General features: G+C 71.7%; 30 protein-coding genes. 21 read left to right on the forward strand and 9 right to left on the reverse strand.

Features of this window, described 5'->3' with window-relative positions; genetic code table 11:
- Positions 1–27 precede the first annotated feature (27 nt).
- The 4 genes from pip (at position 28) to FHU36_RS22880 (ending at position 3,426) form a co-directional block, all read left to right on the forward strand.
- A complete protein-coding gene (gene pip, locus FHU36_RS22865; RefSeq protein ID WP_312891748.1) occupies positions 28–975 on the forward strand; it encodes a prolyl aminopeptidase in 948 nt (315 codons plus the stop codon).
- Positions 976–1,053: 78 nt separating this feature from the next.
- Positions 1,054–1,692, forward strand: coding sequence for a hypothetical protein (locus tag FHU36_RS22870; RefSeq protein WP_185085953.1), 639 nt, complete (start codon positions 1,054–1,056; stop codon positions 1,690–1,692).
- A 115-nt stretch (positions 1,693–1,807) separates the two neighbouring features.
- A complete protein-coding gene (locus tag FHU36_RS22875) occupies positions 1,808–2,173 on the forward strand; it encodes a YciI family protein (RefSeq protein ID WP_185085954.1) in 366 nt (121 codons plus the stop codon).
- On the forward strand, positions 2,170–3,426 hold the full coding sequence (locus FHU36_RS22880; RefSeq protein ID WP_185085955.1) for an RNA polymerase sigma factor: 1,257 nt from the start codon (positions 2,170–2,172) through the stop codon (positions 3,424–3,426). Before FHU36_RS22875 ends, FHU36_RS22880 begins: the two co-directional genes overlap by 4 nt.
- Before the next feature lie 167 nt (positions 3,427–3,593).
- Here the strand turns inward: FHU36_RS22880 and FHU36_RS22885 are convergent, their stop codons facing one another.
- From FHU36_RS22885 to FHU36_RS22895, 3 genes are all read right to left on the reverse strand, one after another.
- Positions 3,594–3,794, reverse strand: a complete 201-nt coding sequence (locus FHU36_RS22885; protein ID WP_185085956.1) for a ferredoxin — start codon at positions 3,792–3,794, stop codon at positions 3,594–3,596.
- A gap of 248 nt (positions 3,795–4,042) precedes the next feature.
- Positions 4,043–4,645 carry a TetR/AcrR family transcriptional regulator gene (locus FHU36_RS22890; RefSeq protein ID WP_185085957.1) on the reverse strand — a complete coding sequence of 201 codons (603 nt, stop codon included), beginning with the start codon at positions 4,643–4,645 and terminating at the stop codon, positions 4,043–4,045.
- On the reverse strand, positions 4,642–5,829 hold the full coding sequence (locus FHU36_RS22895) for a cytochrome P450 (protein ID WP_185085958.1): 1,188 nt from the start codon (positions 5,827–5,829) through the stop codon (positions 4,642–4,644). The genes FHU36_RS22890 and FHU36_RS22895 overlap by 4 nt, the downstream gene beginning before the upstream one ends.
- A gap of 217 nt (positions 5,830–6,046) precedes the next feature.
- On the opposite strand from FHU36_RS22895, the gene FHU36_RS22900 reads away from it, so the two are divergent.
- The 7 genes from FHU36_RS22900 (at position 6,047) to FHU36_RS22930 (ending at position 10,068) form a co-directional block, all read left to right on the forward strand.
- Positions 6,047–6,211 (forward strand): hypothetical protein, encoded by a 165-nt coding sequence (locus FHU36_RS22900; protein ID WP_185085959.1) that lies wholly within the window; start codon positions 6,047–6,049, stop codon positions 6,209–6,211.
- Complete coding sequence (locus FHU36_RS22905; protein ID WP_185085960.1) at positions 6,196–6,375, forward strand: hypothetical protein; 180 nt, start codon at positions 6,196–6,198, stop codon at positions 6,373–6,375. Before FHU36_RS22900 ends, FHU36_RS22905 begins: the two co-directional genes overlap by 16 nt.
- Positions 6,366–6,707: a COX15/CtaA family protein gene (locus FHU36_RS22910; RefSeq protein ID WP_221496534.1), complete on the forward strand. Its 342-nt coding sequence runs from the start codon at positions 6,366–6,368 to the stop codon at positions 6,705–6,707. The genes FHU36_RS22905 and FHU36_RS22910 overlap by 10 nt, the downstream gene beginning before the upstream one ends.
- A gap of 203 nt (positions 6,708–6,910) precedes the next feature.
- Entirely contained in the window at positions 6,911–7,219 is a 309-nt protein-coding gene (locus FHU36_RS22915; RefSeq protein ID WP_185085962.1) for a hypothetical protein, read from the forward strand.
- A gap of 168 nt (positions 7,220–7,387) precedes the next feature.
- Positions 7,388–8,014, forward strand: a complete 627-nt coding sequence (locus FHU36_RS22920) for a TetR/AcrR family transcriptional regulator (protein WP_185085963.1) — start codon at positions 7,388–7,390, stop codon at positions 8,012–8,014.
- Entirely contained in the window at positions 7,980–8,450 is a 471-nt protein-coding gene (locus FHU36_RS22925) for a hypothetical protein (protein WP_221496535.1), read from the forward strand. The genes FHU36_RS22920 and FHU36_RS22925 overlap by 35 nt, the downstream gene beginning before the upstream one ends.
- Positions 8,443–10,068: a multicopper oxidase family protein gene (locus FHU36_RS22930; protein ID WP_185085964.1), complete on the forward strand. Its 1,626-nt coding sequence runs from the start codon at positions 8,443–8,445 to the stop codon at positions 10,066–10,068. The genes FHU36_RS22925 and FHU36_RS22930 overlap by 8 nt, the downstream gene beginning before the upstream one ends.
- A gap of 474 nt (positions 10,069–10,542) precedes the next feature.
- On the opposite strand, the gene FHU36_RS22935 is transcribed toward FHU36_RS22930, so the two are convergent.
- Positions 10,543–11,709, reverse strand: coding sequence for a DUF418 domain-containing protein (locus FHU36_RS22935; protein ID WP_312891749.1), 1,167 nt, complete (start codon positions 11,707–11,709; stop codon positions 10,543–10,545).
- Between the two features lie 421 nt (positions 11,710–12,130).
- On the opposite strand from FHU36_RS22935, the gene FHU36_RS22940 reads away from it, so the two are divergent.
- From FHU36_RS22940 to FHU36_RS22955, 4 genes are read left to right on the forward strand one after another with little or no spacing between them, the layout of a single operon-like run.
- On the forward strand, positions 12,131–12,898 hold the full coding sequence (locus FHU36_RS22940) for an ABC transporter ATP-binding protein (RefSeq protein WP_185085965.1): 768 nt from the start codon (positions 12,131–12,133) through the stop codon (positions 12,896–12,898).
- The gene (locus FHU36_RS22945; RefSeq protein ID WP_185085966.1) at positions 12,883–14,703 is read left to right on the forward strand and encodes a hypothetical protein; all 1,821 of its coding nucleotides are present in this window, start codon (positions 12,883–12,885) and stop codon (positions 14,701–14,703) included. Before FHU36_RS22940 ends, FHU36_RS22945 begins: the two co-directional genes overlap by 16 nt.
- Positions 14,704–14,739: 36 nt before the next feature.
- Positions 14,740–15,948, forward strand: coding sequence for a sensor histidine kinase (locus FHU36_RS22950; protein ID WP_185085967.1), 1,209 nt, complete (start codon positions 14,740–14,742; stop codon positions 15,946–15,948).
- A complete protein-coding gene (locus tag FHU36_RS22955) occupies positions 15,945–16,577 on the forward strand; it encodes a response regulator (protein WP_185085968.1) in 633 nt (210 codons plus the stop codon). Before FHU36_RS22950 ends, FHU36_RS22955 begins: the two co-directional genes overlap by 4 nt.
- A 52-nt stretch (positions 16,578–16,629) precedes the next feature.
- Here FHU36_RS22955 and FHU36_RS22960 read toward each other — a convergent pair whose 3' ends face one another.
- A complete protein-coding gene (locus tag FHU36_RS22960) occupies positions 16,630–17,550 on the reverse strand; it encodes a DMT family transporter (RefSeq protein ID WP_185085969.1) in 921 nt (306 codons plus the stop codon).
- 81 nt (positions 17,551–17,631) lie between these two features.
- Here FHU36_RS22960 and FHU36_RS22965 point away from each other — a divergent pair, with 81 nt between their 5' ends.
- The 3 genes from FHU36_RS22965 to sigJ all read left to right on the forward strand — a co-directional run bounded on the left by FHU36_RS22965 (position 17,632) and on the right by sigJ (position 19,782).
- Complete coding sequence (locus FHU36_RS22965; protein WP_185085970.1) at positions 17,632–18,204, forward strand: helix-turn-helix domain-containing protein; 573 nt, start codon at positions 17,632–17,634, stop codon at positions 18,202–18,204.
- Between the two features lie 25 nt (positions 18,205–18,229).
- Entirely contained in the window at positions 18,230–18,793 is a 564-nt protein-coding gene (locus tag FHU36_RS22970) for a GNAT family N-acetyltransferase (RefSeq protein WP_185085971.1), read from the forward strand.
- 101 nt (positions 18,794–18,894) lie between these two features.
- Positions 18,895–19,782: an RNA polymerase sigma factor SigJ gene (gene sigJ, locus FHU36_RS22975; protein WP_185085972.1), complete on the forward strand. Its 888-nt coding sequence runs from the start codon at positions 18,895–18,897 to the stop codon at positions 19,780–19,782.
- A gap of 89 nt (positions 19,783–19,871) precedes the next feature.
- On the opposite strand, the gene FHU36_RS22980 is transcribed toward sigJ, so the two are convergent.
- Positions 19,872–20,882, reverse strand: a complete 1,011-nt coding sequence (locus FHU36_RS22980; protein WP_312891750.1) for a nitroreductase/quinone reductase family protein — start codon at positions 20,880–20,882, stop codon at positions 19,872–19,874.
- A 276-nt stretch (positions 20,883–21,158) separates the two neighbouring features.
- On the opposite strand from FHU36_RS22980, the gene FHU36_RS22985 reads away from it, so the two are divergent.
- Entirely contained in the window at positions 21,159–22,142 is a 984-nt protein-coding gene (locus tag FHU36_RS22985) for a CapA family protein (RefSeq protein WP_185085973.1), read from the forward strand.
- A gap of 60 nt (positions 22,143–22,202) precedes the next feature.
- Here FHU36_RS22985 and FHU36_RS22990 read toward each other — a convergent pair whose 3' ends face one another.
- Complete coding sequence (locus FHU36_RS22990; protein ID WP_185085974.1) at positions 22,203–22,616, reverse strand: DUF7144 family membrane protein; 414 nt, start codon at positions 22,614–22,616, stop codon at positions 22,203–22,205.
- 246 nt (positions 22,617–22,862) lie between these two features.
- Here FHU36_RS22990 and FHU36_RS22995 point away from each other — a divergent pair, with 246 nt between their 5' ends.
- Positions 22,863–23,210 (forward strand): STAS domain-containing protein, encoded by a 348-nt coding sequence (locus FHU36_RS22995; protein WP_185085975.1) that lies wholly within the window; start codon positions 22,863–22,865, stop codon positions 23,208–23,210.
- Between the two features lie 71 nt (positions 23,211–23,281).
- On the forward strand, positions 23,282–23,845 hold the full coding sequence (locus FHU36_RS23000) for a carboxylate-amine ligase (RefSeq protein ID WP_185085976.1): 564 nt from the start codon (positions 23,282–23,284) through the stop codon (positions 23,843–23,845).
- 1 nt (position 23,846) lies between these two features.
- Here the strand turns inward: FHU36_RS23000 and FHU36_RS23005 are convergent, their stop codons facing one another.
- Positions 23,847–25,475: a serine hydrolase gene (locus FHU36_RS23005; RefSeq protein WP_312891751.1), complete on the reverse strand. Its 1,629-nt coding sequence runs from the start codon at positions 25,473–25,475 to the stop codon at positions 23,847–23,849.
- Positions 25,472–25,981, reverse strand: a complete 510-nt coding sequence (locus tag FHU36_RS23010; RefSeq protein ID WP_185085977.1) for a universal stress protein — start codon at positions 25,979–25,981, stop codon at positions 25,472–25,474. Before FHU36_RS23010 ends, FHU36_RS23005 begins: the two co-directional genes overlap by 4 nt.
- Between the last annotated feature and the right edge of the window lie 118 nt (positions 25,982–26,099).

Raw genomic sequence — 26,099 nt, forward strand, 5'->3', positions numbered from 1 at the left:
TGACAGCACTGTTGTATCTTGGGGACCATGTTCCCCCCCATCGAGCCGTACGACCACGGCCATCTCGACACGGGCGACGGCCACCTCGTCTACTGGGAGGTGTGCGGCAACCCCGAGGGCAAGCCCGCCCTCGTCGTCCACGGCGGCCCCGGCTCCGGCTGCGGCCCCGGTTCGCGTCGCCGCTTCGACCCCGAGCGCTACCGCATCATCCTGTTCGACCAGCGCAACTGCGGGCGCAGCCTGCCCCACGCGAGCGACCCGGCCGCCGACCTCAGCACCAACACCACGCACCACCTGATCGCCGACATGGAGCGGCTGCGCGAGCACCTCGGCGTCGACACGTGGCTGTTGTACGGCGGCTCGTGGGGGTCCACCCTCATGCTGGCCTACGCCGAGACCCATCCCGAGCGCGTGTCCGAGATGGTGATCACCGGTGTGACCATGACCCGCCGTTCCGAGATCGACTGGCTCTACCGGGGCGTCGGCCGTTTCTTCCCCGAGCAGTGGCAGCGCTTCCGCGAGGGCGTCCCCGAGGCCGACCGTGACGGGGACCTGCTGGCCGCCTATGCCCGGCTGGTGTCCGACCCCGACCCCGCCGTGCGCGAGAAGGCCACTCACGACTGGCTCGCCTGGGAGGACGCGGTCATCTCCCTGGAGGTCAACGGCACGCCCAACGCCTACAGCGACCGGCCCGACGCGTCGCGGCTCGCCTTCGTCCGCATCTGCAGCCACTACTTCTCCAACGCCGCCTGGCTGGAGGAGGGGGTCCTGCTCCGCGACGCCCACAGGCTGGCCGGCATCCCCGGCGTGCTCATCCACGGCCGCTTCGACCTGGGCGGCCCGCTGGAGAACGCCTGGCAGCTCGCCCAGGCCTGGCCCGACGCGCGGCTCGTCGTCGTGCCCGACTCCGGGCACACCGGCAGCGAGACGATGCACAAGGAGATCGCCGCCGCGCTGGCCGAGTTCGCCCAGTGATCCCCCACGGGGGCTTATAGCGGTTTTACGGCGCTAAATGCACTGTTATACCGCTATACCCCTATTGGAGGAGCGATCATGACCCCCGGACCGGACGACCTCAGGACCGCCGAAGTCCTCGCCCAGGACCCACCCCGCCGCCGCCGCGTCCCCCGCACCCTGGTCCTCACGGGGGTAACCGCCCTGGTGATCGCCACCGGTGCCGGGGTGGCCGCGGCGGCGCTCTCACCGACGCCCACCCAGAGCCCCACCCCCTCCGCCGCGCCCACCGAGCCCCCCTCGGCCACCCCGTCCGAGAAGGCCCCGGGACACGGCTGGGGCTGGGGACGCGGGCGCGGCATGGGCCGCGGCGCCATCCACGGCCAGTACGTCGTCCCCGACGCCAACGGCGGGTACGTGACCGTGGCCACCCAGTACGGCGACGTGACCGCCCTCGACCAGGACTCGATCACGGTGAAGAGCGAGGACGGCTACACCAAGGAGTACGCGCTCACCGGCGAGACCCGCGTCAACGCCGGCCGCGAGGGCCTCGCCTCGGTGAAGACCGGGGCCAAGGTGTTCGTCCACGCGACGGTGTCGGGCGAGACGGCCACCGCGGTCGCCGTGTTCGACGCCACGGGCCGGGATCGGGGCGAGTGGCACGGCCGCCGGCACCACGACCGCCTGCCCGGCGGTCCCGGGCAGACCGCCTCCCCCGCTCCGACCTCGACGTCCTGACCCGTACCGTGGATCGCGGAAGAAGTTCCGCGGACGATGTCGAGGGCCCCGTGTCGGCTCCGACCATCCAGCGAAGGACGCCCAGCGGGGGCGTCCGGACGGAAGGAAGCCGGCCATGAAGTACATGCTCATCATCTACGGCAACCAGGAGCTCTGGGACTCGTTCTCCGCCGAGGAGTTCCAGAGCGCCATCGCCGAGCAGGACGCCTTCAACCGCAGGTTCAAGGAGACCGGCGAGCTGCTCGGCGCCTACGGCACCGCTGACGCGGCGCAGGCCAAGACGGTGCGGGTGCGCGAGGGGGTGGCGGCGGTGAGCGACGGCCCCTACCTGGAGACCAAGGAGTACCTGGCCAGCTGGTACCTCATCGACGTCGAGACCGAGCAGCGGGCCCTGGAGATCGCCGCCGCGCTGCCGTTCGCGGCTCACAACGCGGTGGAGGTGTGGCCGGTCCTGCACGAGGCCCCCGGGAACGCGATGTGAGTCCCGAACCGTTCGAGGACCTGCTGCGCCACCTGGCGCCGCAGGTCCTCGCGGCCCTCATGCGGCGGTACGGCAGGTTCGACGCGTGCGAGGACGCCGTGCAGGAGGCGCTGCTCGCGGCGGCCGTCCAGTGGCCCGAGGAGGGCGTGCCCGCCAACCCGTACGGCTGGCTGGTCACCGTCGCCACCCGGCGATTCACCGACTGGGTGCGCAGCGACGCCGCGCGGCGGCGGCGCGAGGACGCCGACCTGCTGGCCACTCCGCCGTCCCTGCTCGTCGCGGCGCCCGCCGACGAGCCGCCCGCCGGTGCGCGCGACGACAGCCTGACGTTGCTGTTCCTGTGCTGCCACCCCTCCCTGTCGCCGTCCTCGCAGGTCGCGCTGACGTTGCGCGCGATGGGCGGGCTGAGCACGGCCGAGATCGCCCGCGCCTACTTCGTCCCCGAGGCGACCATGGCGCAGCGCATCAGCCGGGCCAAGCAGACCGTGCGCCGGGCGGGCGCCAGGTTCGAGCCGCCGCCGGCCGCGCAGCGCGCCGAACGGCTGACGGCCGTCCTGCACGTGCTCTACCTGATGTTCAACGAGGGGTACGCGGTCACCGCCGGCCCCGAGCTGCAGCGCCACGACCTGACGGCCGAGGCGGTGCGCCTGGCCCGCCTCGTGCACCGGCTGTTCCCCGACGACGGCGAGGTGGCCGGGCTGCTCGCCCTCATGCTGCTGACCGAGGCGCGCCGCGACGCCCGCACGGACGCGGCCGGGGCGCTCGTCGCGCTTTCCGACCAGGATCGCTCGCGCTGGGACCGGGACCTCGTCGCCGAGGGCGTCGCGCTGGTCACCGCGACGCTGGCGCGCACCCGCGCGCTCGGGCCGTACCAGCTCCAGGCGGCCATCGCCGCCGTCCACGACGAGGCGCCGCGGGCCGAGGACACGGACTGGCCGCAGGTCCTGGCACTGTACGAGCTGCTGGAGAGGGTGGCGCCCAATCCGATGGCGACCCTCGGCAGGGCCGTCGCCGTCGCCATGGTCCACGCCCCGGCGGCCGGCCTGGCCGTCGTCGCCGAGTTGGAGGCGGACGAGCGGATGGCCCGCCACCACCGGCTGCACGCGGTGCGGGCACATCTGCTGGAGACGGCCGGCCGGTCGCCGGAGGCCCTCGACGCCTACCGCGCCGCCGCCCGTTACGCCACCAACCTCCCTGAACGCCGCTACCTGGAGCTGCGCGCGGCCAAACTGGCCGACGCCTTTACAAAGTAGATCAGGAACATAAAGGCTGGTGGGGATCTCCTTGGACAGCGGTGGCCGGTCGCAGGGCAGATGCGGTTCGTCGCCGATCACCCGGATGCGCCCGCCCTAGCCCTTTCGGCACAGCGCCTCCACCACGGTGAGACCGCCGACAGGAGCGCCGATGACCAGGACACCGTTCACCGATCCTCCTTCAGCCGGATGGCCGCGGCGGGGCAGATCATGACGGCCCCGCGGACGGCCTCGTGGTGGCCAGCGGGCGGATTGGCGTCGAGCAGCACCACGATGCCGTCCTCGTCGCGCTGGTCGAAGACCTCCGGCGCGGCCATGACGCATAGGCCGCCCGCGGTGCACTTGTCCTGGTCGACGATTACTTCCATGCCGGCCTCCTCGGTGTCGGTTCGGTTTGTGGAACGCTGTTGGAGCCGCGCGGCCGCACAACGAGGGCGACGACGATTCCGCAGCACGCGACGGCGGTGGCGATCCACAGCAGGTTGGTCATGGTGGGGTGAGTCGCGACCCGAGACCGCGTCACCGAAGACCCGAGCGAGTCTTCGCCGGCGCGGCTGCCACACAGGGTTTCCGTCCATGGCCAGGGCCGAGCAGCGGCGTTCTGTCTTCGGCGTGGTCAGGGCGACGGTTCGTCGGCACCGGGTGGCTCGAAGAAGTCACGCGGTGAGGGTGGCGGCAGGGTGGCCGGTGATGGGCGCAGTCCGTCGATGAGCAGGGCGAGGTAGCGCCTGCGGTCCTCGCCCTGGGGATCGCCGGGATGCACCGTGGCCAGGTTCATGACGGTGATCACGGTCAGATCGCGAGGAAGCAGTTCCGGTCGCACCACGCCCGCGTCGATGGCCCGGCGCAGCATGGGTTCGATGGCCTGCACGAAGAGCTGAGTGCTCTCGTTCGCCAACGTCACGAACTGGTGGGCGAGTGAGATGATGACCCGCCGCCGGGCGAGTACTTCGGTGACGGCCTCGAGCATCCCGGTGAGGTCCTGCCACGGGTCGTCGGTGTGTATCGCTGTCATGGGCTGGAGCTCGGTGGTGAGGACATGGTCGAAGACGGCCCGGACGAGTTGGTCACGCGAGCGGAAGCGGCGGTAGACCGTTATCACGCTCACGTTCGCGCGTGCGGCGATCTCCTCGAGCGTCGCCTGGGGCCCGATCTCCTCGAACGCCAGGACCGCGGCGCCGACGATGCGCTCATGATTGCGGATTGCGTCGGCTCTCACCAGGTCACCCGTAGCGAGTTCAACCCGTAGACGGTGCTGAAGACCCGGAAGTCGGCCTGCTCGTCCGCGAGTGTGAGGTTGGGGAAGCGTCGCAGTAGGGCCGGGAAGGCGATGCGCATCTCCATTCGTGCCAGCGGCGCGCCGAGACAGTGGTGCACGCCGTGGCCGAAGGCGATGTGTCCGGGGGCACCCCGGGTGATGTCGAGGGTGTCGGGGTTCTCGATGTGACCACCGTCGCGGTTGGCGGCGGGAAGCGAAAGGAGCACCAGCGATCCCGCGGGGATGACGTGGCCGGCGATCTCCACATCCGTCGTGGTCGTGCGCGGTGACGGCGAGTGCACGATGGACAGCCAGCGCAGCAGTTCCTCGACGGCGGGCTCGGCCCGCGTCGGATCCTCGCGGATCATGGCGAGTTGGTCCGGGTGTCGCAGCAGGGCCAGGGTGCCCAGGCCGAGCATGTTCGAGGTCGTCTCATGCCCGGCGAGCAGCAGCAGGGCCGCGATGCCGTTGAGCTCGTCGGTGCTCAGATCGTCGCCGTGTTCGCGCACCAGCATGCCCAGCATGTCCTCGCCCGGGTCGGCCTGTGCGCGGGCGACCAGGCCGGCCATGTAGGCGCGGTTCTCCCGCAGCGCCGCGGTCTGTTCCTCGACCGGCAACGAGATGTTCAACAGGCGAACGGAACGTTCCTGGAACTCGGCGCGGTCGGCGTACGGCACTCCCAGCAACTCGCAGATCACCAGCGACGGCACCGGCAACGCGAAGTGCGACATCAGGTCGGCCGGCTTGCCGGCCCGCTCCAGATCGTCCAGCGCCGCCTCGACGATCTCCACGATGCGCGGCGCGAGCCGGCGCATCCGACGGATGGTGAACTCCGGGGTGAGCATCCGCCGCAACCGGGTGTGCTCCGGCGGGTCGAACGCGAGCAGAAACCCGGCCCGCAGCTTGTCCTGCTCTTCCTGGCTCATCTCACCGGCCGCGGCGAACGGTGTCATGGCGTTGCTGAACCGGGTCGGATCCGAAAGCACCTCGCGCACATCCTCGTGCCGGAGGACCAGGTACGCGGGCTGGCCGAACGGCGTCACCACCTGCACCACGCCCTCACCGTCCCGCGCCCGGGCCAGTTCCTCGACCGGGTCGAGTCCGTTCCGCCGCATCTCCAGTGACAACTCCGGCGCCTCCGTCATCGCCCATCCCCTTCCATGATCAGATCGTTTGGCCCAACGTAGCAGATAACTGAAAGACGACCTAACACTTAGAGGTTGCGTAGATCGAGGGCTAAGCTGGCCTGGCGTGCGGTCCAGGCACAGGCTTGCTGATCAGGACGTTGCTGACGCTTCCGTGTTGACCGACTCGTCGAGGTCGACCCGGTTCGCCGGGTGTACCAGCCATCCGCTGATCCCCTTGTCACGGTCGTTCACCGACGCGGGCATGTGTGTGACACAGGGCTTCGCGGTGCTGTTCATCAAGGGCATCGGCGTCGAGTTCGTCGGCAGGGAGCAGATCGGCGCCGCTGTCGAGTGGCTGCAGCGTGCTGTCAACGTGGGTGCCTCATGGCGCCCGCGTTGAAGATCTGGGCGGCGAAGGCGTCGCCCACCCCCGTCGGCCGCCTGCCCGCGGCCCTGCCCGCGGCCCTGCCCGCGGCCACGGCGCTGCTCGTCGTGACCGGTACGCTCGCCACCGGCACCGGGCCGCACGCGGGCGACTCCTCCGGCGTGCGCGCATGCCGTTGAACTGGACCGCGATGGCCTGGCTGCACGCGGCCGCCGCCGTGCTCGTGCTCGCCATCGCCTCCGTCCTGTGGGCCAGAACCCGGCAAGATCGAGGCTCGACCGCGCATGGGCGCACCACGCTGTTCATCGCCGTGTTTGTCGGGCAGGGACTCATCGGTCTCACGCAGATCGCCACCGGCCTCGCCGAGACCGTCATCGTCGCGCATCTGCTCGGATCCGCATTCGTGTGGGCAGGCGCGGTGCGTGTCTTCCTCGACACTCACACCCGGACAGCACCACACAGGCACGCACACGGCTCACGCTTCCGTAGCCGCCCAGCAGCACTCAGCTGACGGGGTGAAAGAGGCGAACAGCCGCGCATCGGCCGTCCCCTGCCCCGCTGCGAACTCCACCGCCGGAACGAGAGACGCCCAGTTACGACTTTTCCCTGCCTTCGCAGTGTCACGAAGTCCGACGTCCTCATGGACCCGCGCTAAGGGCGTGCACGATGCTCGCTCGGTGTCTCCCTCGGCAGCACCGGCCGCGGGTGTTCGAGGTGTCCTACACCGATCTGCCGGGCCGGGTTGGTCAGATTCTGGAGGCACTGAGCTCGGCTCGGCTCAATACCGTGCACGCGCCGATGATGATCGCGCTGGCGCTGATCAAGCGGCACGAAACCGAGACCACCCACCGCGTGCTCCGTGCACGAGGCGCCGTGGATGGCAGCTCAGCGGCAGAGGCCGGCGATGCCCGTGGGGATGGCGCCCCCGGGATGTCGATGACCGGCATGGAGTGGTCGACCGGGTGGCGGCGCGCCATCCGCGGCGCTCCGGCCGCCGCGGCAGGCGCCATGGGGTGCCCTTAACGCGGCGCCGCGTGTCGCGGTGGGGGTGGATCCCAGAGGCCGTGCCGTACCGCTCCAGAGTGGTGCGGCCGTTCGGGCACACGTACGCGCCAGCCGGCTCTTCTGAGCCCGATCACAGTCAGAGAATCACCACATTTGTGGTACCACATTTGGGGTAACCTTGCATCCATGGCGAATCGGGACCGGCGAGGCCGGCTACGGGACGCGGCTATCGAGGTGCTGGCCGAGCAGGGTGGGCGCGGGCTGACGCACCGCGCGGTGGACGCTGCGGCGGGTGTGCCCCCCGGCACTTCCAAGAACTACTTCCCGACCAGGCAGTCCCTGCTGCAGGCGATCGCCGAGCGGTGCGTCGAGCTCTACCGCGATCTGCCCAGACCGGTGATCACCGACCGGGCGACGCTCGTGGCCATGATGGGCGCGCTGCTGGCCGAGGCCGCGGGCCCTGGCCGGCAGCGGCTGCTCGCCTACCTCGAACTCCATGCGGAGGCGGCCCGCGCTCCCTGGCTGGCCGCCATCTTGGACGGCATCGCGGCGGCCGACCTCACCGCCTTCGAGGAGGCGCAGCGGGCCGCCGGGCTACCGGTCACACCGGAGCGCGCCGCCGCCGTCACCCTGGCCATGCACGCCGCGATCCCGCACCTGCTCGTCGGCGGCCCCCACACCCTGGCGGCCGTGGGCCTGGACGATCCCGGCCGTTTCGCCCGCGACCTGTTGGATGCGGTCTACGGCCGTGCCGAGGAACGGAGTGAGGAGTACGCTCATGGTCACCAACCGGTTCCGCGCGGCGGTGCCTGAGGCCCCGCATCGCACGATGCTCTCCGGGCGGGTCCTGCGGGCTGTCGTCAGCGCGCATACGGTGGCGGTCGTCGGTCAGCCAGTGTTCGCTGGTGTGTACCTGAGCGGTGACTACGACGGCTTGCGCTGGCATGCGGTCGGCGCCGACGTGGTGTCCGCTATCGGCTTGGTGCAGGTGATCGTGGCGATCGTGGTCTGGGTTCGGCTGCGTCGGGTCTGGCCGTTCTTTGCCACGTTGGCTGTGGTGGTGGCCGAGACGGTGCAGTACTTGGCCGGGCTTGACGGCGCGCTGTGGTTGCACCTCCCGTTGGGGGTGATGACCGTCGCCGGGCTCGTCGTGCTGTTCATCGCCGTGTGGCTCCGGCCCCTCCGGCGGCGACCGCCGATCCCGCAGACCGTGGAGGAGCCGAAGCAGCAGGAAGCCGGCCATGCGTGAGCACGATGACGACCGATCCGGTCGTGCCCATGCCATGGCCAGGCGGCGGGTGCTGGGCATCGGCGGTGCGCTCGGGCTGATGGCGGTCACCGGGCTGTCGACCTCGGCGGCGCTGGCCCGCCGGCCGCCGTTCACCGGTGCCGAGTTGCGCAGCGCCGTGCCGCTGCCGCCCGCGTTCCAGGTGTCGTTGCCACTTCCCTCCGTGCTGGCGCCGGTCAGCACCTCGGGCGGTGCCGACCGTTATGAGATCACCCAGCGCGAGGCGACCGCGGAGATCCTGCCTGGTGTCAGGACGCCGTTGTGGACGTATGAGGGCGCCTTCCCGGGGCCGACGATCGAGTCGCGCCGCGGCCGGCCGATCACCGTGACGCATCGCAACGAGTTGCCCGTACCGACCGTCGTACACCTGCACGGCGGCCGGACCCCGGCGCCTTCCGACGGGTACCCGACCGACCTCGTCCTGCCTGAGGGCTGGCCGGACGCCCACGTCACACACACCGGCCCTGGCGGGCCGGGGCATGGCATGCACGATCCGCAGGCTGTGCTGACCAGGCTGACGCGGGACTACACGTTCCCGCTGGACCAGCGGCCGGCGCTGCTGTGGTATCACGACCACCGGATGGACTTCACCGCCCCCGCGATCTGGCGGGGTCTGGCCGGGCTGCACATCGTGCGCGACGACGCCGAGGACTCGCTCGGCCTGCCCGCGGGGCGGCGCGAGCTGCCGCTTATGATCGCCGACCGTGCGTTCGCCGCCGACGGCAGCCTCGACTATCCCGCCCTCGACCCTGCACTGCGCCGGCGGCCGGGCGTTCGCGAGGCGTATCTGGCCGGAGTCCTCGGTGACGTGATCCTGGTCAACGGCGCCCCGTGGCCGGTGCACGAGGTCGACGCGGCCCGCTACCGGCTGCGCATCCTGAACGCCTCCAACGCCCGCCACTATGAGCTCGAAGCGGTCAGCGACGACGGACGCCTGCTCGATCTCGTCCAGATCGGCGCCGACCAGGGGCTGCTCACGGCGCCGGTCACCCACCGGCTCCTGCCGATCGCACCCGCCGAACGTTACGACGTGATCATCGACTTCAAGGGTGTCCCGGTCGGCAGCCGCGTCAGACTCCTCAACCGGCTCGGCTCCGGCCGAACCCGCGAGGTGATGGCCTTCCGCATCGCGCGCAGGGCCTCCGACGACAGTCGCATCCCGCGCACGCTGTCCACCGATCTGCCGATATGGCGACGGTCGGACGCCGTCAGGGTGCGCGACTTCTCCTTCCGCGCCGGACAGATGCACGGCGGCCACGGCTGGCTGATCGGCGGCGAACCGTTCGACCCCGCCCGCACCGACGTCACCACCCACCTCGGCGACGTCGAAATATGGCGACTGGTCGCCGACGTCCACCATCCCATCCACCTGCACCTGGTCGGCTTCCGGGTGCTCTCGCGCAGCGGCAGGCCGCCACTGCCCCACGACGCCGGCCTCAAGGACACCGTCTCCTTGCGACCGGCTGAATCGGTGGAGATCATCACCCGTTTCGACGGCTACCGCGGCCGCTATCTCTTCCACTGCCACAACGCCGAACATGAAGACATGGGAATGATGGCCAACATCGAAATCATCTGACACCTGCGCTTCACGTCCGGCATTGTCATCATCGGAGCAGATTTCGCCGGAGCGAAACAGGCGGACAGCGCCGGCCCAAGGTCGTGATCGGCCTTCGACGACGGGCGCGCGTCCTCGCGCCCAAGGTTGGCCCCTGGTCCTGGCGGGGTCACATCACCGTCACGTCCGCAGGAACCGGGAGCAGCGGCCGCCAGCCACCGCCGTCCAGCTTGGCCAGCTCCGCCTCCACGTCGACGGTGATCACCCGAAGAAGTTGACGTTCTCGCTGTGTGCTGGGGAGATGTGGGCCAGCAGCTCGCCGGCAACGTAAGCCCGGAGGCGTTGCCGCTCTCCGGGAGAGCCGGCGCCTTCGCGTCACGCCGGATCAGCACGCGGACAACTGTAAGTTGGCCGGCCGGCAGACCTGGGCTTTGCTGCGCGCATGGGCCATGAGACCTGCCAACGGCCACGGTCAGGTGAGAGCATTGGCGCGGCTCATCGGTAGGCGAGGCGGCGCAGCAGGATCTCCGCAGGCCCCCGGTAGCCGGCTCGGCGCATGAGCTCGGCGAGAGCGACGGATACCACCCAGGTGGCCGCGGCCACCCCCGTGGCGCCGGCCAACCCGAGGTCGTCCTGCAACGCAAGCCCGTACGGGTAGAAGACCAGGACGAACACCACGGACTGAAAGAGATAGAGGCTCATCGAGCGCTGGCCGAGCGCCTGGACGACGGTGGCGAAACGGTTCGGCCCCCGGCCGGCCGGGATCGCGATCAGCCCGATGACGGCGGCCATGCCGATCCCGCCCGCGTATCCGGTGAGCGGCTGTGCGAGCGCCGCGAACCACAGAGCGCCCGCCGACGCCTCGGCCCACACCCCCAGCTGCACCAGGCCGGCGGGGAGTGCGCCAAGGACGGACAGCGAAAGAGTGACGATCGCGGCGTTGCGCAAGTATCCGCGGTGGCGGACCGGCTCGTCCAGCAGCCGCCGCCGCGCCGCCCACACGCCGACGAGCACACCGGGAATAACCATGAGGACTCCGGTGATCAGGGCGAAGGGCCAGACCTGGAGGCGCTCGGCGAGCAACGCCCAGGGACCGTCGGCCCCGGCGGCGATGCTTCCCGCACCGTAGGGCGAGCTGTCGTGCGCCATCGGATACCACGTGGCGAAGCCGGCCAGGGCCGTCGCCGGGACCAGGCCGATTCCCGCCGTCCACAGCAAAGTCGCGTCCTTGGCGCGCAGCAGGCCGACGAGCAGGACGGCGCTGAGCCCGTACGCGGCCAGGATGTCGATGGGGGCGAGCACCGCCATGTGGACGAAACCGATCGCGACGAGCCACCATCCTCGGCGGCGTAGCAACGTGCGAGTCCTCACCCAGTCGCCGCCGCGTTCCATCCGCCGGTTCAGCAGCTGAACCAGTGAGTAGCCGAACAGGAACGCGAACATCGGGCGCGCGTGGTTGTTGACGAAGAAGTTGTGGAACACGTTGATCACGTCGTTGGCCACGGGATCTCCGCGGTCAAGGGTGAGCACGAACAGCGGCGCGTGCGCGAAGGCTATGGCCAGCAGCATGAAGCCGCGGGCCAGATCAGGGGCCGGGACCCGGCCGGGGGTGTCGAGCATGCCATCACGGGCGGTGGATGCCGGGATTGAGTGGTTCACCACGTGATCAACTGTAGGGAGTCAGGGCGTCGGTCCCGAATGCGGCTGGGCGCCTCTTCGCCCAGGCGCGGAGGACCGCGGCGGCGGCCAGGAGCAACAACCGAACGGCCAGCGGCGTTAGTGAGCCGTCGCGGGCGGAGTTACCGCCACTCAGCGTTCTCGATATGGGTGGCCGTTCTTCTCGACCTCGGCGGCGATGCGCTCGATGGCATCGGCGGGGATCCGGGAGGCGATCTTACGGAGCTGCGCCTGTTCAGAGTCTGGTCGAGGCAGCCGAACATGTGCTGGTGGACAGTGACACTGTGACCCGCAACACGGACCAGCCGCCCCCTCCGGCATCAACCGATCGGTTGATGCCGGAATCCACCATCCCGCTCTCCGGCCGGAGGATCCGCCACCCCCGCCCCCACGCGATTCTCAAGGCATGCCAACACACCGGGAGCCCGCCCTCCGCACCACCGGCCTCCGCAAAGCCTTCGGCGACCACCTGGCCGTCGACGACATCCACCTCACCGTCCCCGCCGGATCCTTCTACGGCCTGGTCGGCCCCAACGGGGCCGGCAAGACCACCACCCTGGCCATGGCCGTCGGCCTGCTCCGCCCCGACGCCGGCAGCGCCGAGATCTTCGGCGTCGACGTCTGGCGTGACACCGTCCAGGCCAAGGGACTGATCGGCGTACTACCCGACGGCAACGCCATGCCGGAACGGCTCACCGGCCGAGAGGTCCTCACCCACCTCGGCCTGCTGCGCGGTCTGCAGCCCGCCGTCGTCGCCGAGCGCACCGACGAACTCCTCCAGATCCTCGAACTCGACTCCGCCGAGCGGACCCTGGTCATCGAATACTCCACCGGCATGCGCAAGAAGATCGGTCTGGCCGTCGCCCTCCTGCACGCACCCCGCCTGCTCGTCCTGGACGAGCCCTTCGAGGCCGTCGACCCCGTCTCCGCAGCCACGATCAGGACCATTCTGCGCAGGTTCGCAGGCAACGGCGGCTCCGTGATCATCTCCAGCCATGTCATGGCCCTCGTCGAGCAGCTCTGCGACCACGTGGGCGTCATCTCCGGCGGCCGCGTCGTAGCCGCCGGGCGGCTGGCCGACGTACGCGGCGCCGGAACCCTGGAGGACGCCTTCGTCGACCTCGTCGGCGCCCGTGCCGGCGGAACGGAGGGGCTGGCATGGCTCACCTCCTGACCCCCGGCCCGGCCGCCCTGGCACAGCACATGATCCGCATGCGGCTGGCACTCATGCGCAACTCCCTGCGCGGCGACAACGCCTCCAACCTCTACACCGGCGTATCGCTCGGGCTGATCCTGGCCCTCGCAACGATCGCCGTCGCCGTCCTGTGGCCCGCCTACCTGCCCCTCACCCTGGCCGTGTGGCTCTCCGGCTGGATCTTCGGCCCCATCTTCATCGGGGGCGGCAGCGAGGCCCTGCGCCCCGAATACTTCTCCATGCTCCCGGCCACGCCAGGCCGGATCGCGGCGGCACTGCTCGCCGGAGCCTTCGCGGGCCCCGCACCCGCGGTCAATCTCATCGCCCTGCTGTCCCTGCCCGTGTACGGCTGGCGCTTCGGCCCGGCCGGAGTGCTCATCGGCCTGGCAGCAGCCGTCACCACGCTCATCACCATGGTGATGATCTCCCGCGTCATCGTGGCGCTCATCGGCCTGTTCGTCAGATCCCGCGCCACCGCGGCCGCCGTCGGCATCGTAACCGGCACCGCCATCGCCCTGTGCAGCAACGGCTGGGCACCCGTCGCAGCTCTGGGCGGCACCGACACCACCGCCTGGTCCCAGGTCCTGGTCCGCGTCCTGCCGTCCGGATGGGGCGTGGCCGCCGTCGAAGCCCCCTGGCCCCTCGCCCTCGCCATCCTCGTCGCCAACGCCGGAGTGATCGCCCTCCTCCTGGCCGCCTGGGCCGGCCTGTTGTCGCGGCGCGTCGTCTCGGCCGCACGCGGTGGTGTGCCGCCCCGCCGCGGCACGCCCCGCCCCTTCCCCACCACCAGCGGCGCCCGCATCGTCGCCGCCAAGGAACTGCGCGCCTGGTGGCGCGACCTCGTCCGCATCCAGTTCCTCGCCACCGCCTTCTCCTACGCCATCGTCACCCCCCTCCTGCTCGTCACCATCGATGCCTGGATCATGGTCCCCTTCACGGGACTCATCGCGATCGTGATGGCCGCCGCGACCTCGGCCAACCTCTACGGCGCCGACGGGACGGCCCTCTGGCTCACCCTCATGACCCCCGGTGCGGAACGCGCCGACGTCCGCGGACGTCAGTTGGCCTGGCTCCTCACCGTCGGCCCGGCCGCAGTGGTCCTCTCCCTGGCCGGCACCGTCGTCAGCGGCCAGACCTGGGCCTGGCCGTGGGTACTCGGCCTGCTCCCCGCCCTCCTCGGCGGCGGCGCCGGGGTCATCGTCCTGCTCGGCGTCATCTCGCTGGTCCCCGGCACCGACCCGCACAAGCGCGGCGGCAACCCGCTCAGCACCGGCGCCGACGAAACCGCTGAAACCGGCCTCGCCTGGCTCGTGCTCGTCGCGGTCCCCGCAACCGCTCTTCCCGCGGCGGGCGTCATCCTCCTTCACCCGTTGGCCGGCATCGCCGTTGGTCTGCTGACCGGCGCCCTCAGCATCTGGGGATTCGGCAAGATCGCCTACCGCAGGCTCGAGAGCCACGGGATCGATCTGCTCAACCTCATGAAGCACGGCCCGGCACCCGAGGCCGACAAGCCCACCACCGCGGACCTCCCCATCCAGCACCGCATCGGCGTCACGATCTGCTACCTCATCGCCTGGCTTCCTCTGTTCCCCCAGGGGCTCGCGCCCATGGCCATGAAGATCTTCGGCGTCGAGGGCCCCGTATGGTTCCTCGCCCTTCATCTCCCGCCGATCTGGCAATGGCCCACCATCACCTTCATGATCGCCCTAGGGCTGCTCATGTACGGCTACGCCATCCTGATCCCCATGCGCCTAAGCTCATCGTCATCGGCCACTACCAGCTGAAACCCGTCCGTACCCGAGAGGAGAGGCACGCCCCGGATGAACGACCCCTTCCCGCTCTCCACTTGGGAACGACGCTTCGAGAACGTCGTCGAGATCGTCCCCTACGTCACCCTCGCCGTTTCCCTCGTCATCAGCCTGGCCTCACCCGACCAGCCCGCAGGCGGGATCCCCCGTATCCTCGGGCTCACCGCTCTGGCCCTCGCCTGGATTGTCGGCACACGCACCCTCCTCCCCGCCGCCGTGCGCCTGCGGAGAGTCGCCGTCACCATTCACTTCGTCGGCGTCCTGGCCACCGCCGCGCTGCTGGCCTTGCACGACCCCATATTCGTCATCTACTGCATCTCCGGCTTCTTCCTCGCCACCAACTTCGCTCCCTCCAAGTGGACCTTTGCCGCCGTCGCCGCCACCTCCTTCGTCCTCTACGGATCGACGCTCGACTGGGGCCAGGCCACCATCCAGCTCATCGCCTTCTACCTGGCGATCATCGCCGTGCAGACCATCGCCATCGGCGGTGGCTCCATCGCAGGCATCAAGATCGAGGAGCGGCAGCGCAAATACCGGAAAGCAGTCAGCGACCTTCAGACCGCCCTGGAGGAGAACGCCGGCCTCCACGCCCAGCTCCTCACCCAGGCCCACCAGGCCGGCATCCTCGACGAACGCCAGCGCATGGCACGCGAGATCCATGACACTCTCGCCCAGGGCCTCACCGGCATCATCACCCAGCTACGCGCCGCGCAACGTGTCAAGGATTCCGGCACCCACCTCGAACTCGCGCTCAACCTCGCCCAGGACAGCCTCACCGAAGCCCGCCGCTCCGTCTCGGCCCTCCAGCCCCACCAGCTCGAGGACGCCCACCTCCCCGAAGCCATGACCACCCTGGCCCGCGGCTGGTCCCAGAGCACCGGTGTCGACCTCCACGTCGAAGTGACCGGCGACCGCGTCCCCCTCAGCCCCGCCATCGAGGTCACCCTCTTCCGCGTCGCCCAGGAAGCCCTCACCAACGTCGCCAAACACGCGGGCGCCACCCGCGCCGGCCTCACCCTCTCCTACACCGGCCCCGTCGTCCTCCTCGACGTGCGCGACAACGGCACCGGCATCCACCACCCCAACGGCGAAGGATTCGGACTCAGCAGCATGAGACAACGCGTACGCGGCGTCGGCGGCTCCCTCGAAATCGAGAGCACGCCCGGCGAGGGCACCGCCGTCAGCGCCACCGTCCCCGCGCTCCAAGGAGACCAGCGATGATCCGCCTCCTCATCGTGGACGACCACCCCATCGTCCGCGATGGCCTGCGCGCCGCCTTCGAAGCCGAACCCGACATCGAGGTCGCCGGCGAAGCCGCCAACGGCCGCGAAGGCATCGAACGCGCCGCCGCCCTTGACGTCGACGTCGTCCTCATGGACCTGCGCATGCCCGAAATGGACGGCGTCAGCGCCATCACCGCCCTGCGCCACTCCCACCCCCGCATCAAGACCCTCGTCCTGACCACCTTCGACGGCGACTCCGACGTCCTGCCCGCCATCGAAGCCGGCGCCACCGGCTACCTCCTCAAAGACGCCCCCACCGACGAACTCCTGCGCGCCGTCCGCGCCGCCGCCGCGGGCGAGCCGGTTCTGTCCCCTTCCGTTGCCGGCCGTCTGATGGGCCAGGTCCGCCGACCGGTGAAGGCTGCCCTTACCGACCGCGAACTCCAAGTTCTCGCCCTGGTTGCCGACGGCGCCTCCAATCGCCAGGCGGCGGTCAAACTCTTCATCAGCGAGGCCAGCATCAAGACCCACCTGCTGCACATCTACGACAAACTCGGCGTCCGCGACCGCGCCGCCGCCGTCGGCGAGGGTTATCGACGAGGTTTGCTCGGTTCCAGGACGAGCTGACCGCCGGCATCGACGACCCGGCCGAGGTGGGAGGACGGGCGGCGCGGCGCGGTCAGGCCGGGCGGGGGGCGGGCGGGCGGCGGCGCGAGACGGCCACGCCCGCCAGGCAGAGCGCGCCGCCGGCCAGGGCGAGCAGGCCCGGCACCTCGCCCAGCGCCAGCCACGACATCAGCACCACCAGCGCGGGCACCACGTAGGTGGTGGCTCCCATCCGTCCGGCTGTCGTCCGGGCCAGCGCGTAGGCCCAGGTGGTGAATGCCAGGGCGGTCGGGAACACGCCCAGGTAGATCATGTTGGCCGTCGCGGCGAGCGGCGCCCGCGCGGCCTCCGACACCAGGACGCCGGCGAACGGCAGGCAGGCGACGGCCCCGATGAGGCAGCCGAACGTCGTCACTTGCAGGGCGCCGGCGTGCCGCAGGGCGGGCTTCTGCGCGACGACCCCGGCGGCGTACGCGGCGGCGGCCAGCAGGCAGAGCAGCACGCCGAGCACGGACGCCTGGCCCGTCCCGGACGTCGAGGCGCCGGACATCGACAGGCCCACCACGGCGGCACCGGCGAACGACACCACCATGCCGGCGAGCAGCGGCCGCGGCAGCCCCTCGCCCAGCAGCCTGCCGGCGAACAACGCGATGAGGATCGGTCCGACGTTGACGACCATGGCCGCCGTGCCCGCGTCCACCTCCCGCTCCGCCCAGTTGAGCGCCACCATGTACAGGCCGAACCACAGCACGCCCGACCAGACGATCCCCGGCCACGCGGCGCGCGGCGGCCACCCCTCGCGGCGGACCAGGCTGATCGCGCCCAGCACCAGGGTGCCGGCGAGCAGCCGCCCGAGCGCCAGCGCGCCGGGCGAGTACGCCGTCCCGGCGCTGCGGATGGAGACGAAGGCGGAGGCCCACAGCACGACGGTGACGCCTGCCGCGACCAGGGCGAGCCGCCTGTCGCGGCGTCCGGTTTGCGAGGAGAGTGCCATACGGCCGAACCTAGTCCCGCGACGTTCGCGTTACCGTCGAAGGGTGGCGGCACGTCTCTCGTCCGGGATATGCTCCCATATATGGGAAAGACCGAGGTCGATCCGGTCGAGGCGCGCCTGGCCGGACGGCTCGCGCACCTGCGCGCCGAGCACGGCTGGTCGCTGGAGGAGCTGGCGGCGCGCACCGGCGTCAGCCGCTCGACGCTGTCGCGGCTGGAGCGGGCCGAGATCAGCCCGACCGCGGCCATGCTCGGCAAGCTGTGCTCGGCCTACGGCCGGACGATGTCGCAGCTGCTGGCCGAGGCCGAGGCCGACTTTCCGCAGCTCGTCCGGGCCGACCGGCAGACGGTGTGGCGTGACGAGGCCTCCGGCTTCACCCGCCGCTCGGTGTCGCCGCCCCACCCGGGTTCGCGGGGCGAGCTGGTCGAGGGCACGCTGCGGCCGGGCGCCGACATCTCCTACGACGAGCCACCGGTCGCCGGGCTCGAACAGCACATCTGGGTACTCGACGGCACCCTGGAGGTCAGCGCGGGTGGCGGCACCCACCGGATCAAGACGGGAGACTGCCTGCGGTTCCGGCTGTGGGGCCGCTCCCGCTTCCACAACCCGGGGCCGGGGCCTGCCCGCTACGCCCTCGTGATCGTCCTCCCCTGACCGTCCCCCGTACGAAGGAACGACCGTGCACCACCCGATCACCCGCCTGGCCGCCGGCGACTTCCGCGACGACGTGACGGGCCTGGCCGGTCTGCTCGCCGACGTCGTCGCCGGCGGCGCCTCCCTCGGCTTCGTGCTGCCCTTCGGCCGTGCCGAGGCGGCCGCCTGGTGGCGCGCCCAGGAGCCGGCCGTGGCCGACGGCGGCCTGCGCCTGTGGGTCGCGCGCGCCTCCCAGGGCGTCACCGGCCCCACCGGCATCGTGGGCGTCATCGGTTTGGCGCTGGAGCGCAAACCCAACGGCGGCCACCGCGCCGAGATCGTCAAGCTGATGGTCCACCCCGGCGCCCGCGGGCACGGCCTGGGCCGCGCCCTGCTCGGCACCGCCGAGTGGGCGGCCGCCGAGGCCGGCGTCACCCTCCTGCTGCTGGACACCGAGACCGGCAGCACGGCCGACCGCCTCTACCCCGCCGCCGGCTGGGCCAGGTACGGCGTCGTGCCCGGCTACGCCGCCGACCCGGCCGGCTCGCTGAAGGACTGCAGCTTCTACTACAAACGGCTGGGCGCCCCGGCGCGGCCCACCGCCGTGTGACACCGCCCCGGCCGGAGTCCCACCGCCGCGCCCCGAAGGCGGTCACATCGTCCCCCTTCGGCGCGTCAGAACACTGACGACCCCGTGAGAGGAACACGAGCGTGAACGACAGCGACTACCTGGCCGACCGGTTCGAGGCGCACCGGAGCCACCTGAAGGCGGTGGCCTACCGGATGCTCGGGTCGCTGGCCGAGGCCGACGACGCCGTGCAGGAGGCCTGGCTGCGGCTGAGCCGGACCGACACGAGCGACGTGACGAACCTGGGCGGCTGGCTGACCACGGTGGTCGGCCGGGTGTGCCTGGACATGCTGCGTTCCCGCACCTCGCGGCGGGAGGGGTCGTTCGAGGAGCACCTGCCCGACCCGGTCGTGTCCCCCGCTGACGGGGCCGACCCCGAGCAGCAGGCGCTGATCGCCGACTCCGTCGGGCTGGCGCTGCTCGTGGTGCTGGAGTCGCTGGCCCCGGCCGAGCGGCTGGCGTTCGTGTTGCACGACATGTTCGGCGTGCCGTTCGAGGAGATCGCGCCGATCGTGGGCCGCACTCCGGCGGCGGCCAGGAAGATGGCCAGCCGCGCCCGCACCCGCGTGCGCGGCGCGGCCCCCGCGCCCGACCCCGACCTGGCCCGGCAGCGGCAGGCCGTCGACGCGTTCCTCGCCGCGGCGCGTGACGGCGACTTTCACGCGCTGGTGGCGATCCTCGACCCCGACGTCGTGCTGCGCGCCGACCGTGGCGCCGTCGGCGCCGGGCTGGTCAGGGTGAACGGCGTGGCGGCGGTGGCGGGGATGCTGGACACCTTCCACCGGTTCGCCACCGCCTACGCGGTGCACCCGGCGCTGGTCAACGGGATGGCGGGGTTCGTCAGCGCGGCGGACGGGCAGCCGATGTCGGTGCTCAGTTTCACCGTCGCGGACGGCCGGATCGCCGCGATCGACATCCTCTCCGACCCGGGTCGCCTGGCCGGCCTCGACCTGTCGCTCCTCGACGCCTGACCCGCCACCCGCCCTGCTCTCCACCGTCCTGCTCGCCATCGGCCTGCCCCGTGCCGCCGGTCCGGCGGCACGGGGCACGAGGGGGCGGGTCAGGAAGCCGTGCCGTCGAGGATGGGGATGAGCTGTTCCTCCTCGTACGCCAGGTGCCGTTCCAGCTCGTCGCTGAGCCGTTCGACCTCGGCCGCCACCCGGAGGTGGTCGGGATCGTCGCCCGAGATGACGGTCTGCAGCTCCTCCAGGAGGGCGGCCACCCTGCGGTGCTCCTCCCCGAGCCGTTCCAGGGTGGGTGCGAGCGAGGGGTGCTGCCGGGCGAGGGCGGGGAACATCCCCTGGTCCTCGTGGACGTGGTGGTGGTGCAGCCCCTGGCAGACGGTCAGGCAGTTGATCCGGAGCTGGGCTCCGAGGCCGGGCCCGGCGGTGGCGATCTCCTTGCGCACCAGGGCCAGCTCGCGCCGGAAGGCGTCGTGGACGGCCTTCAGCGCCGCGCCGAACGACGGGGCGTTGATGTTCGGCGGCCCGGCGACGGGCACCTCCGTCAGCGCCACGACCGGGATGACGCGGTCCGTTTTGGCCTGGTACTCGGCCCAGCCGGGGTCGTTCTCGACGGCGCGGGCGAAGATGCTGTCGCGTTCGGCGCCGTCTAGGACGGTGGCCTCCGCCTCGTAGGTGAACACGCCGTTCTCGACCGTCACCCGGGGGTGGGCGAGCACGTTGTGGTACCAGTCGGGGTGCTTCGGCGAGCCGCCGGCCGAGCCGATGACGATGATGCGCTCGCCGCCGTCGGGCAGGTAGCCGAGCGGGGTCGTGTGCGGGGCTCCGGATCGGGCCCCGGTGGTCGTCAGCAGGATCAGCCGTGCTCCTTCGAACGGGCCGCCGACCCGCCCGCCGTTGGCGCGGAACTCCTCGATGATCTGCTGGTTGAAATCTAGCGGCATGGGGTGTCGTGTTCTCCGGTTCAGGATGCCCGCGAAGCCGTACTCGGGCAGGGCGAAGCGACCACGGGCCCGCAGGGGCGCCGGGGCGCGGAAAGGAAGGAGGTGGACGAGCCGGACGTGGCCGGGCCGGAGCATGCCGGCCGGCAGGGGGGACGGGCTCGTCACGAACGCGGAAAAGGTCCGCGGGAGGAACGCCCCAGGAGGGGCGGAGGTGAAGATGTCTGCCGCACGCGAAGGCGGGCCGCGGGCCCGCCCTGAGGTCACGGCGCGGCCGGGTGCCCCACTCGCTCTTGGCCCATGGCCGACCCGGCAGTCACGTCGTCAACCATAGCCGGGCCGGGGCGTCCCGGCAAACATCATCTTCCGGACACCACGCGGCGGGCGGTTCGCCGCCGCCGGCGGGGTAGGGCAGCAGGGGGAGGCGGAGGGGAGGTGACCCCGATGACCATCACCCTGGCCCTGGCCGGCGACACGATGCTCGGCCGCGGCGTGGCAGAGCGCCTGACCGGCCGTCCCCGCGCGGAAGACTTCTTCGCCGGCGAGGTGCGCGAACCGCTGGCCGAGGCCGATCTCTTCCTGCTGAACCTGGAGTGCTGCGTCTCCTCGCGCGGCACCCCCTGGCGGGCGCCGGTCAAGCCGTTCCACTTCAGGGCGCCGCCGCAGGCAGCCGGTCTGCTGGCCGAGCTCGGCGTGGGCTGCGTGACCCTGGCCAACAACCACGCCCTCGACTACGGCTTCGAGGCGCTGCTCGACACCCTCGGCCACCTGGCCCGGGCGGGCATCGGTTGCGTGGGCGCGGGCGAGGACCTGGCCGCGGCCCGGCGGCCGGCCTGCCTGGACGTGCGCGGGACGCGCGTGGGCGTCGTGGCCTTCAGCGACCATCCCCGCGACTTCGCCGCCACGCCGCGCCGGCCCGGGATCGCCTACGCCGACCTGGCCGGCGGCGTGCCGTCCTGGGTGACCGCGACGGTGGCGGCGCTGCGCGGGCGGGGTGAGGCGGTGCTGGTGACCCCGCACTGGGGGCCCAACATGGTCACCGAGCCCCTTGCGTACGTCCGCCGGGCCGCCGGCGCGCTCGTCGGGGCCGGGGCCACGCTGGTGGCGGGGCACTCGGCGCACACCTTCCACGGCGTGGCCCCGCGGGTGCTGTTCGACCTGGGCGACTTCATCGACGACTACGCCGTGGACCCGCTCGCCCGCAACGACCTCGGGCTGCTGTGGCTGGTCACCCTGTCGCCCGCCGGCCCGGTGGAGCTGCGCGCCCTGCCGCTCAAGCTGGACTACACCCGTACCCGGCTGGCCCGCGGCGACGACTGGCGGCGGGTGCGCGACCGCTTCACCGCCGCCGGCGCCGCGCTCGGCACGTCCGTCCGCGTACGCGACGGCGAACTCGTCGCCGCCCTGGACACCCCCTGCGGCGGGTGACCTGCGGCGGCCGGGCGGGCCGGGTCGCGGGGGGCTCCGGCCCGCGCGGCGACGCAGGGCTCAGCCGCTGAGCTCCTTGGCCTCCCGGCCGTGCACGATCAGCGCGTACAGGACGAGCACGTCCACCGCGATGACGGCGAGCGACCACCACGGGTTGACCGAGATCCAGATGAGCTGCGTGAGCGCGTTGAGCATGACGAGGACGACGGCGACCACGCGCGCCCACGTCTGGCCGATGCTGACCGCGATGCCCGTGGCGATGAGCACCAGGCCCAGCAGGAGATGGATCCATCCCCACCCGGTCACGTCGAACACCAGCAGGCTCCCGGCCGCCTGGACGTACACAGCGCGGTAGAAGATGCCGTACAGACCGGAGACGGCGTTGAACAGGCCCGACAGGATCAACATGATGCCCGCGAACCAGACCCAGCCGACCCAGCCGGTGATGTGCTGCTGCCGAGCTTGGTAGGTCATGGCGAAATCTCCTTGAAGACGATGGGTCGGACCCTCGCTCATGACGGTACTGATCTGGGTGCGTTTGAGGCTCTTGCCGAAGTAAATGTTGTGATGAGGAGCTTTTGTGCTCCGGCCCCGCGGCGACCGCGAGACGGAGATTTTACGCAGGCGGGGGCGACAGCTAAGCGGGAGATGTGGTGGCCTGCCTGCTATCGCCGCATTCGCGAACAATGCAGCGCTGTCGATCCAGGCTGGGAGGATGCGATGGAGCCGCTGACCGTCACCGTCGAGACCATGGCGGGGCACACCAGGGTGCGCCTCCAGGGCGAGATCGACATCGCCACCGCCGAAGCCTTCGCAAGCGCCTTGGACAACGCCGTCGAGCATCCGGCCGTCTCGTCTCTGGAGCTGGACCTGGGCGACGTGTCGTTCATCGACTGCTCCGGGCTGCGCGTCCTGGTGGCCGTGCGGCAGGCGATGGAGGACAAGGGCGGGACGGTGAGCCTGATCCGCCGGTCGTCGGCGGTGGACCGCCTGCTGTCCGCCGCCGGGCTCGACGAGCACCTGCACGTGCCGGGTACGCACGTCAAGGAGCCGATCCCGGCCGCGTAACGGGTTCGTGCACCCGTTTCCAGGGGAGTTGTCGTTCACCCTTGAACGGAACAACCCCCGGAGCGGCCCCCATGACGAATCCCACGGGCACCATCGCGGTCGGAGTGGAGGAGGAGTTCCACATCGTCGACGCCGGCACGCGGCACCTCGTGTCCCGCTCCGGCGACCTGCTGGACCGGCTGCCGAAGGACCGGTTCACCCAGGAGTTGCTGCGCTCGGCCGTGGAGGCCAACAGCAGGCCGTTCCCCACGCTGGAGGAGCTGGCGCGTGACCTGACCGGCCTGCGCCGCACGATGATCGCGGCGGCGGACGACCTGGGCCTGGGCATCGCGGCGGCGGGCACCGTGCCGCTGGGCGACGTGGACCGGATGAAGGTCTCCCCCGATCCGCGCTACGAGCAGATGCTGGACGACTACCAGGTGCTGACCCGTGAGCAGCTCATCAGCGGGACCCAGGTGCACGCCGAGATCGAGGACCCGGACCTGGCGGTCATGGTCGCGCACCGGGTGGGCCCGTGGCTGTCCCCGTTGCTGGCGCTGAGCGGCAGCTCGCCCTACTGGATGGGGGAGGACACCGGGTACGCCAGCTACCGCACCCTGGTGTGGCGGCGCTGGCCGACCTCGGGCGGCGGGTGAGTCAGCGGCGGGTGAAGGCGCCGAGGCCGTCGCGGTCGAGGCTCTCCACGGTGACCTGCGTGATCGCTCCGCCCGGCCCGGCCGTGAAGCGGACACCGGACAGGCCGGAGGCGTTCTCGCCCCCCGTCTCGTAGGCGAACGTGTCGCCGGTGTAGTGGCGCAGCGGGAAGCGGCGCACCCCCTGCGGGCCGAGCCGCATCACCAGCCCGCCGCTCTCGCGCATGACGGTGAGCGGGCCGTAGTAGTCGTTGCCGTAGGTCCCCACGTAGGCGGCCGCCGGCCTGGCCGGCGCGGCGTCCGCGGGCGGGCGGGTGTAGTCGGTCCTCGACCGGCCGGCCTCCTCCAGCCCCGCGAAGACCTTGCCGAGGAAGGCCGGCCAGTCGACCGTCGGCCTGCCGTGCTGCGCGATGTCGAGGAACGTCGCCGCCACGGTCTCCGGCGCGCCGACCGGCCGGCCGTTGGTGAGCGCCACGATGCCGAGCCTTTCGGACGGCAGCAGGGTCACCGCCGTGGCCGCGCCCAGCTCGAAGGCGCCGGAGTGGCCGAGCCGCAGCCGGCCCAGCTCGTCGTAGTCCACGTTCCAGCCGAGCCCGTAGAAGCCGGCCCGGCCGTTCGGGGCCCGCGGGGGCGCCGAGACGATGTGCGGCAGGTGCGTCCGCCCGAGCTGCGCCTGGCCGACGACGCGCCTGCCCTTGAACGTCCCGCCGCCGAGCTGCAGGCGCATCCACGCCGCGAGGTCGCGGGCGGTCGAGGCGGCCCCGCCCGCCGGTGACTGGGCCTGCGGGTCGCGCACCGGCCCGGCCTCCCAGCGGCCGTCCACCCGGACGTGCGTCACGGCCCTGTCGGGCGCCCGCTCGTACGCGGCGAAGCGGGAGGTGGTGGCGGTCATGCCGAGCGGCTCGTACAGGGTCCGCGCCGACAGGTCCGCCCAGGTCGTCCCGCGCGCCCTGGCCACCGCGACCGCCGCCGCGGTGAAGCCGAAGTTGGTGTACGCGTACGTCGCGCGGAACGGGGCCAGCGGCTCGTCGCGCAGGTGGCGCAGAATGTAGCCGCGGCGGTAGCCGAGATCCTCCAGCAGGTCGCCGGCATGGTCGGGCAGGCCACTGCGGTGGGCGAACAGGTCGGCCAGGGTCGCGTGGCGCGTCACCCACGGGTCGGCCAGCGCGAACCGCGGGTCGTGTTCCACCACCGGGTCGTCCCATGAGACGGTCCCCTGCCCGGCGACGGCGGCGACCACGGTGGCGGCCAGCGGCTTGGACAGGGAGGCGAGCTGGAAGAGCGTGTCCGGGCCGACGACGCCGGGGCTGCCCACCCGGCGCACCCCGAACCCCTTGAGGTAGGCGACCCGGTCGCGGTACACGACGGCGACCGACATGCCGGGCACACCGGTCCTGGCCAGCGTGTCACGGACCACGCCGTCGAGCCGGGCCACGGCGGCGTCGACGCGGGCCCGGGTGAGCGAGGGCGGCGGCTGCGCGGGCGGCTCCGCCGGCAGGCTCGCCCCGGGGCTCGTCACCGGGGCGACCCGGGAGAGCCCGGCCGTGGTGCCGCCACCGGCGCACGCCGACAGCAGCAGCGCCATCACCCCGGCGACGGCTACCGGGCCCCGCGTCCCGGACCGCCCGGTCACGGTGTTTCGGGATCTCCGGCGCCCGCGTACTCGAGCAACCGCCCGCTGGGCGCGCCGCCGTGGGCCGCCGGGACGGAGCGGCAGGGCACGACGGTCACCGGGCACGGCGGCCAGCGCAGGCACGACAGCACCACCACGCCGAGCCTGCCGTCGCCGGCGTGGTGCGCGGCCGATCCCAGCACCAGCAGCGCTGCTCCCCGCGCGACCCGCGTGAGCGCAGCCTCCGCGCGACCCGCGACGAGCCGCCGCTCGACGCCGAGGCCGGGGCGGGCCTCGCGGGCGAGCGCGACCGCCCGGTCGAGGACGGCGGTGGCCCGGGAACGCCGGTATCGCAGGTCGTCGGGCCAGGCGTGCGGCGCGTACGGGGCGTGACGCTCGCCGGCGTCCCATGCGTGCGCGACGACGAGCCGCGCCCCGGCCCGCTCCGCCTCACCGGCCGCCCACAGCAGGGCGTCCTCGCAGCCCGGCGTGCCGTCCACGCCCACGACGATGCGTCGATCCTTCATACGGCCATGGTTCCCCGTCCCGGCGGGGACACCGAGAGGCGTTCCGCACCTTTGCTAGGGACTTAAGACCTCCGCACCGATTCCTCCGACGATGCCGCCCCGGACATGGACCGACCTG

Origin of the sequence: Nonomuraea muscovyensis, assembly GCF_014207745.1 — a bacterium.
GTDB lineage: Bacteria > Actinomycetota > Actinomycetes > Streptosporangiales > Streptosporangiaceae > Nonomuraea > Nonomuraea muscovyensis.

Coding starts and splice junctions, on each gene's coding strand:
- FHU36_RS22990 (WP_185085974.1), bottom strand. CDS start 22,616: ATGACCTACCAAGCTCGGCAGCAGCACATCACCGGCTGGGTCGGCTGG.
- FHU36_RS23010 (WP_185085977.1), bottom strand. CDS start 25,981: ATGAAGGATCGACGCATCGTCGTGGGCGTGGACGGCACGCCGGGCTGC.
- FHU36_RS22965 (WP_185085970.1), top strand. CDS start 17,632: ATGGGAAAGACCGAGGTCGATCCGGTCGAGGCGCGCCTGGCCGGACGG.
- FHU36_RS23000 (WP_185085976.1), top strand. CDS start 23,282: ATGACGAATCCCACGGGCACCATCGCGGTCGGAGTGGAGGAGGAGTTC.
- pip (WP_312891748.1), top strand. CDS start 28: ATGTTCCCCCCCATCGAGCCGTACGACCACGGCCATCTCGACACGGGC.
- FHU36_RS22870 (WP_185085953.1), top strand. CDS start 1,054: ATGACCCCCGGACCGGACGACCTCAGGACCGCCGAAGTCCTCGCCCAG.
- FHU36_RS22930 (WP_185085964.1), top strand. CDS start 8,443: ATGCGTGAGCACGATGACGACCGATCCGGTCGTGCCCATGCCATGGCC.
- FHU36_RS22940 (WP_185085965.1), top strand. CDS start 12,131: ATGCCAACACACCGGGAGCCCGCCCTCCGCACCACCGGCCTCCGCAAA.
- FHU36_RS22950 (WP_185085967.1), top strand. CDS start 14,740: ATGAACGACCCCTTCCCGCTCTCCACTTGGGAACGACGCTTCGAGAAC.
- FHU36_RS22960 (WP_185085969.1), bottom strand. CDS start 17,550: ATGGCACTCTCCTCGCAAACCGGACGCCGCGACAGGCGGCTCGCCCTG.
- FHU36_RS22910 (WP_221496534.1), top strand. CDS start 6,366: ATGCCGTTGAACTGGACCGCGATGGCCTGGCTGCACGCGGCCGCCGCC.
- FHU36_RS22925 (WP_221496535.1), top strand. CDS start 7,980: ATGGTCACCAACCGGTTCCGCGCGGCGGTGCCTGAGGCCCCGCATCGC.
- FHU36_RS22895 (WP_185085958.1), bottom strand. CDS start 5,829: ATGACGGAGGCGCCGGAGTTGTCACTGGAGATGCGGCGGAACGGACTC.
- FHU36_RS22920 (WP_185085963.1), top strand. CDS start 7,388: ATGGCGAATCGGGACCGGCGAGGCCGGCTACGGGACGCGGCTATCGAG.
- FHU36_RS22885 (WP_185085956.1), bottom strand. CDS start 3,794: ATGGAAGTAATCGTCGACCAGGACAAGTGCACCGCGGGCGGCCTATGC.
- FHU36_RS22905 (WP_185085960.1), top strand. CDS start 6,196: ATGGCGCCCGCGTTGAAGATCTGGGCGGCGAAGGCGTCGCCCACCCCC.
- FHU36_RS22945 (WP_185085966.1), top strand. CDS start 12,883: ATGGCTCACCTCCTGACCCCCGGCCCGGCCGCCCTGGCACAGCACATG.
- FHU36_RS22985 (WP_185085973.1), top strand. CDS start 21,159: ATGACCATCACCCTGGCCCTGGCCGGCGACACGATGCTCGGCCGCGGC.
- FHU36_RS22995 (WP_185085975.1), top strand. CDS start 22,863: ATGGAGCCGCTGACCGTCACCGTCGAGACCATGGCGGGGCACACCAGG.
- FHU36_RS22875 (WP_185085954.1), top strand. CDS start 1,808: ATGAAGTACATGCTCATCATCTACGGCAACCAGGAGCTCTGGGACTCG.
- FHU36_RS22955 (WP_185085968.1), top strand. CDS start 15,945: ATGATCCGCCTCCTCATCGTGGACGACCACCCCATCGTCCGCGATGGC.